Genomic DNA, 5,023 nt, shown 5'->3' with positions numbered 1-5,023 from the left:
TTTTCCCCCCAATCACTCCAATGGTAGGCACTTTTTCAGGGAAAAAAAGTCTAAAAGCCTTATCCAACAAGGTTTTTAGATTTATTCAGCAAACCCTACTTAGTCGAAAACGCTGTAACCAAATAAAAAACCTCGGTGTCCAGCCGAGGTAGCGCTAAGTTATGTAGGAGAACTCAAGCAAATCTGTCAATGGGGCAAACCCAAACCCCGAAAACTTTTTTAAGCTAGTCAGCCCAGTTTTTCACCGTTGTCTCGGACTAAGGGAATCATATTTTGTCTGATACTCCCCGAAACAATCTGAACTGGCTTGGTGTCTTGGCTGTTTTGCTTTAACTTTTAGCTCATGTAAATAAATGTAACAATATTTTTACGAATTGTAAAGAAGAATTGACAAAATAAAACTTATATGTAACATAAGCTAAGTTAATATTTTTCGCCGATCGAAGCTAGGGGGGTAATAATAGAGAGATTGGTTCACTAGCGTGACAAGGTGTACCCAGAATGTCCTATTTGTTTTTGTTCCCACTATTCACCGCTGCCTTGGCTGCCTATTTCTGGCAGCAGTCCAGCGATGAGATCGCTTATCTGGCCAGTGCCGCCACGGTAATTAGTTTAGTGTTGAGTCTGGTTTTAGCTCCTTGGCAGATTCAGCTATTAATTCTCTTGACAGTTGTGATTGTCGTCACCTTTTTATGGCAAGGACGAGAAGAGCAGAAGAATCTCCCCGTCCCCACTCCAGAAACCGCCGGCGAGAAAAAGTATCGTGGCGCCACCTATATCGAGCCAACAGTCACCGAGGCTCCTGTCAAGGAGCGAGGAGGTAAATATCGCGGTGCGGAGGTTAAAATCACCAATAATCCGACGGTGGCTAACCCAATTCGCTCCTCATCTCTCAAATATCGCGGCGCTGGTTCAGCAAACAAGGACCAGTAATCAGTTATCAGTTATCAGTTATCAGTAATCAGTTATCAGTAATCAGTTATCAGTTATCAGTTATCAGTTATCAGATTTGAGTTTTAAGTGAGTAGTATTAAATAGAAGTTTCCTACTGTCTTTTCACTGTTTACTGTTTATTGTTCACTGTTCACTGAAACTTCCCACCTATCTACTGGTCTTGAATATAAAGCTGATTATTTTTGAGACAATTGTATGCCTTTTGTAACTCGATTCCCAGATAACCGATATGTTCGGGAATAATTGCGGGATTGGTAGCGGCAAGCTCGCGGATTAATTTGAGGGGATTTTTGCCTTGATAACAAGCGACAACTTCCCCGCTGCCGGGGGTAGTTTGTTGGACGAGAATTTGTTCTTTTTCCACAGAAATCAAAAAGTTACCGCTAGGGTCAAAAAAGTCGCGCTGATTGACAATTTTATCGTACTGGGTGGCGATTAATCGTTCGACATTCTCCCAAGTATCATCGTATATATGGGCCGATTGACTAATAGTAATCAATGGACCCAAGGTTAAATTATACTGGGAGCGTTGATTGATTTCTTGGCAAATATGTTGCTGTAAAGCGCGCAATCCCATGGCATTTGCCGGCCAAGCGGCAAACATATCATTACTTCTAAATATTGCGGTGAGAGATAATTCATTTTCCACCACTCGCACCCAAATATGATTTAAACAGGGACTACCTCCCTTTTCGTGGTCTTTCACATCCCAGAGGGACATAACTGCACTGGCTGCGTCAATTTCTGAGATTAATTTATTAATAACCTGTGCAATTTGGTCTCGGCCAAACCAAGAGCGCAATCTTTGACCGTAGGTGTATTTAACTCCTTGGTGTATAGGGGAATCATCGAGAATTTGTCCGATATATTCGGTGAGAAAAGCTCTATCTATAGGCAAATAATTAGGTTCAGGAAAATAAAAGTCTGGGGGTTCATTGGTGACAACGGCCATTAAGTCAATTAATTCTTGCCATTTACCATCATATCCTGTCGGTCTAATTGTGCCGGTGGTTTTAATCTTTTGGAGAATTTTTACCCAAGTTTCAGCAATAGTTTTTCCTTCAATGCGATGACCGTATCTTGTCCCGGGTAGCAAAGAAGGAAGATTTTCTGAGATAGGAAAGGTTAATGGTTTTCCCCAAGTTGGTAAGGGGGATTGTTTTGCATAATTTTTGACAGTTTCAATCGCTTCTGGGATGGATTTAACTGGTTGATATTGAATCGATTGACGCAATTTTTCGAGAATTTCTCGGTCAATTTCTTTGTCAATATATCCAGTGGTAGAAGAATTAATTAGCCAACATTCTTTACCTGTGTCACTTTTTCCTAACTGGAATCCTTGACTAAAAAAATCTAGCAAACATTGACAGCTACCGGAGTTCTTATCTTCCTTAGTTGCGTTGAGAATAACTAAGTATCTAACGTGGGGATTTGCTATTAAGTTTCTCAGCAGGGGACTAATTCCTCTGGTGGGACTATAAAGATTACCAATCACCGCGTATTGGTCGGGATTTAAATGTTTAGCAAGGGACTGTTTTACTGTCCATCCCGTGATAATTGCTGTTTGGCCGTGACCGCAGATTAATTGATTGGGTTTATAGTGGGGTTGGTAGGTGAATTTAGGGGTGGTTTCTGTACTAAGCATGGATTTAAATTAATCGTTCAAGATAATTAATAATATTTCGGTGAAGGTTTTCTATTGTATCACTACCATCCAGTTGTAAACAATTATCTTTATATTCTTTAAATATCTGGATAAACATTTGACGAACTTTCATTAATTTTTCTTGTTTTTCGTACACTTCTGTGATGGCTCTGTTTTTAATTCTTGCTAGAGAAATATCGGGAAGAACATCGATATAAATAACTATATCTGGATTGGGAAAATGTTGATTTAACTGCCGCACAAAAGCAAATTCTTCGGGATTATTGCAATTGTAGGCCAGGGAAGAAAAATAATAACGAGTAGTGATAACGTGGGTTTGTTCTTGGTGAATAAGTTTAAAAATGCCATCGTGATCATTATATAAGTGATCATGGCGATCAGCTGCAAATAAATAGGCCATTTGTCGGTCAAATTGATTTTGATCTTTGATAGAAATAAGATTAGTTTGCATTATTTCTCGAATCAAACGACCGATGACTCCCTCGGAAGGTTCCGGACTTAAAACTGCTTTTTCCCCTCGCTTTAAAAAATATTCTTGTAAGAGTTTTGCTTGGGTACTTGTTCCCGATCCGTCAATACCTTCAAAGACAATAAATTTCGGTTTCATCATTTAATCTTCCTTCTCAATCTAATTATCTGAATAATTGTTTTAGCCAAGTTAACCAAGATTTTTTCGGGGGGATTAATTCCGTCATTTCTCCGATAATCTCTCCCATACTTCCCCAAGCATAAATATTTTTATTGAGGGATTGTATGGTTAAATTTTCTTGGAAAGCTAAACTGATAATACTAATCATTTCTGCTGCTTGATTACCGACTATTTGCGCTCCCAGTATTTTACCATCTTGTCGGTAGATTAATTGACAAAATCCCGTGGTTTCCCCCCAGATTTGCTGTGGGACCATATTTTTAATTGGATAGTTGATCATCTTTACCTCCTCACCATAGCTGTCCTGAGCTGCTTTTCCAGTTAAACCCACCCAAGCAATAGCAGGATCGAAAGCAATAAATGAGGGAATTTGCTCGGGATTAAAGTTAAATTTTTCTCCCGTGAGCAGATGCTTGACTAACCCAAAAGCAGCCCGGTGATTTAAAGTAGGATCGGGATAATTATTTCTGAGCAAATTTAGGGCATAAATGCGGGAATTATCGGTTTGGAATTGCTGATTAACCCTAATTAATCCCTCCTCTAGTTTAACTCCCACCCCGGCCAAATTTAATCCCTGTTCATTGACTTGATAATTACCGGCAAAAATGAGATCATCAACTTCGATAACACGATTGCCTAATTGTAACCATTTTTGACCCTCGATCGCTTTCACTTGACTAGGACAATAGCCGGGTAAAATCTTAATTCCTTCCGCTTCTAAAATGGCAGTAACTAAATGGGAGATTTCCCGATCAATATCCGGCAGTAGATAATTATCCTCGATAATTAAGCTAATTTCTTTCCCCAAACGTCGGAGAATTTGCGCTAAACTCACAGCCATGCTGCTGTTGCCAATAATCGCTAAATGTTGTCCCAACTTGTCTAAATTTGGCCCTTGCCAAAGGGTTTGAGCGGTAAAATAATTAACTTTATCTAAGCCGAAAATTTTCGGGACTTGCAGATAAAAACCCGTGGCGATAAGATAGTGTTTAGCCAACAATTGCCGACCATTAACCACAAATCCTAAATGGGGCAACCGAACAAATTCCCCCCCACCCGGGATAACATCTATTCCTTCCGTGGCTAATCTCGCTAAAGAATGATGTTTATTAATAGTTTTATCTACTTCCTCTAACCATTGCCGCAACTGTTGCCATTGGGGATAAATGGCCGTTTCTTGCCAATGATTCAGCAGTTTATAGAGATGGATAATTTGGCTGTAGCCCTTGCTAAAAATGTCCTCAGATGCCTCTAAATTGCCGCTATAAGGCTGTTGCACTAAAGCCACCCTTTTTTTGAGGTGAACAGCCAACAAAGCCGCTTCTATCCCCGTAGGAGTGGCACCAATAATTACTAAGTCGTAAACCACAAATATAAAGTAAAAAGTCAAAAGTCAAAAAAGGTGTTGGGGGTTTTGGGGTGTTAGGGTGTTAGGGTTTAAGGGTTTTAGTTGAAATTCCCCCACTTCCCCACTTCCCCCCGCAACGCGCACGAAGTGGTCTCCCCATTTCCCCATTCCCCCACACCCCACACCCTACACCCTACACCCTCTTTCAAGTCAGGAGTCAGGAATCAGGAGACGGTATTCAGGAATCGGAAACTTAACACTTAAGTAGGGCTGGCTGAATAAATCTAAAAACCTTGCTGGATAAGACTTTTAGACTTTTTTGAAATCCAAAAGTACCAGATATGGGAGTGATCAGGGGGAAATTCAGCTACTTTTTCCCTGAAAATTAGGTAATTGACCCCCTCAA

5 protein-coding genes are annotated in these 5,023 nt (G+C 40.2%); 2 read left to right on the top strand and 3 right to left on the bottom strand.

Translation table 11 applies throughout. The features are described from left to right. Positions 1-501: 501 nt before the first annotated feature. Positions 502-933 (top strand): DUF4278 domain-containing protein, encoded by a 432-nt coding sequence (locus PX481_RS29170; protein WP_002758794.1) that lies wholly within the window; start codon positions 502-504, stop codon positions 931-933. Between the two features lie 172 nt (positions 934-1,105). Here PX481_RS29170 and PX481_RS29165 read toward each other — a convergent pair whose 3' ends face one another. Genes PX481_RS29165 through PX481_RS29155 form a run of 3 tightly spaced genes read right to left on the bottom strand, consistent with a single transcriptional unit; the run spans position 1,106 to position 4,638 of the window. Continuing rightward, entirely contained in the window at positions 1,106-2,599 is a 1,494-nt protein-coding gene (locus tag PX481_RS29165; protein WP_288097464.1) for a thymidylate synthase, read from the bottom strand. A gap of 4 nt (positions 2,600-2,603) precedes the next feature. Beyond that, the gene (gene tmk, locus PX481_RS29160; RefSeq protein ID WP_288097466.1) at positions 2,604-3,227 is read right to left on the bottom strand and encodes a dTMP kinase; all 624 of its coding nucleotides are present in this window, start codon (positions 3,225-3,227) and stop codon (positions 2,604-2,606) included. Positions 3,228-3,252: 25 nt separating this feature from the next. Next, complete coding sequence (locus PX481_RS29155) at positions 3,253-4,638, bottom strand: dihydrolipoyl dehydrogenase family protein (RefSeq protein WP_288097462.1); 1,386 nt, start codon at positions 4,636-4,638, stop codon at positions 3,253-3,255. Positions 4,639-4,719: 81 nt separating this feature from the next. Here PX481_RS29155 and PX481_RS29150 point away from each other — a divergent pair, with 81 nt between their 5' ends. Then, positions 4,720-4,881 carry a hypothetical protein gene (locus tag PX481_RS29150; RefSeq protein ID WP_196219814.1) on the top strand — a complete coding sequence of 54 codons (162 nt, stop codon included), beginning with the start codon at positions 4,720-4,722 and terminating at the stop codon, positions 4,879-4,881. Positions 4,882-5,023: the final 142 nt, after the last annotated feature.

It is taken from the genome of Microcystis sp. M53603_WE2 (genome assembly GCF_030065435.1).
The sequence above is the reverse complement of the archived record's forward strand: the minus strand, read 5'-3'. Positions and strand labels throughout refer to the sequence as shown.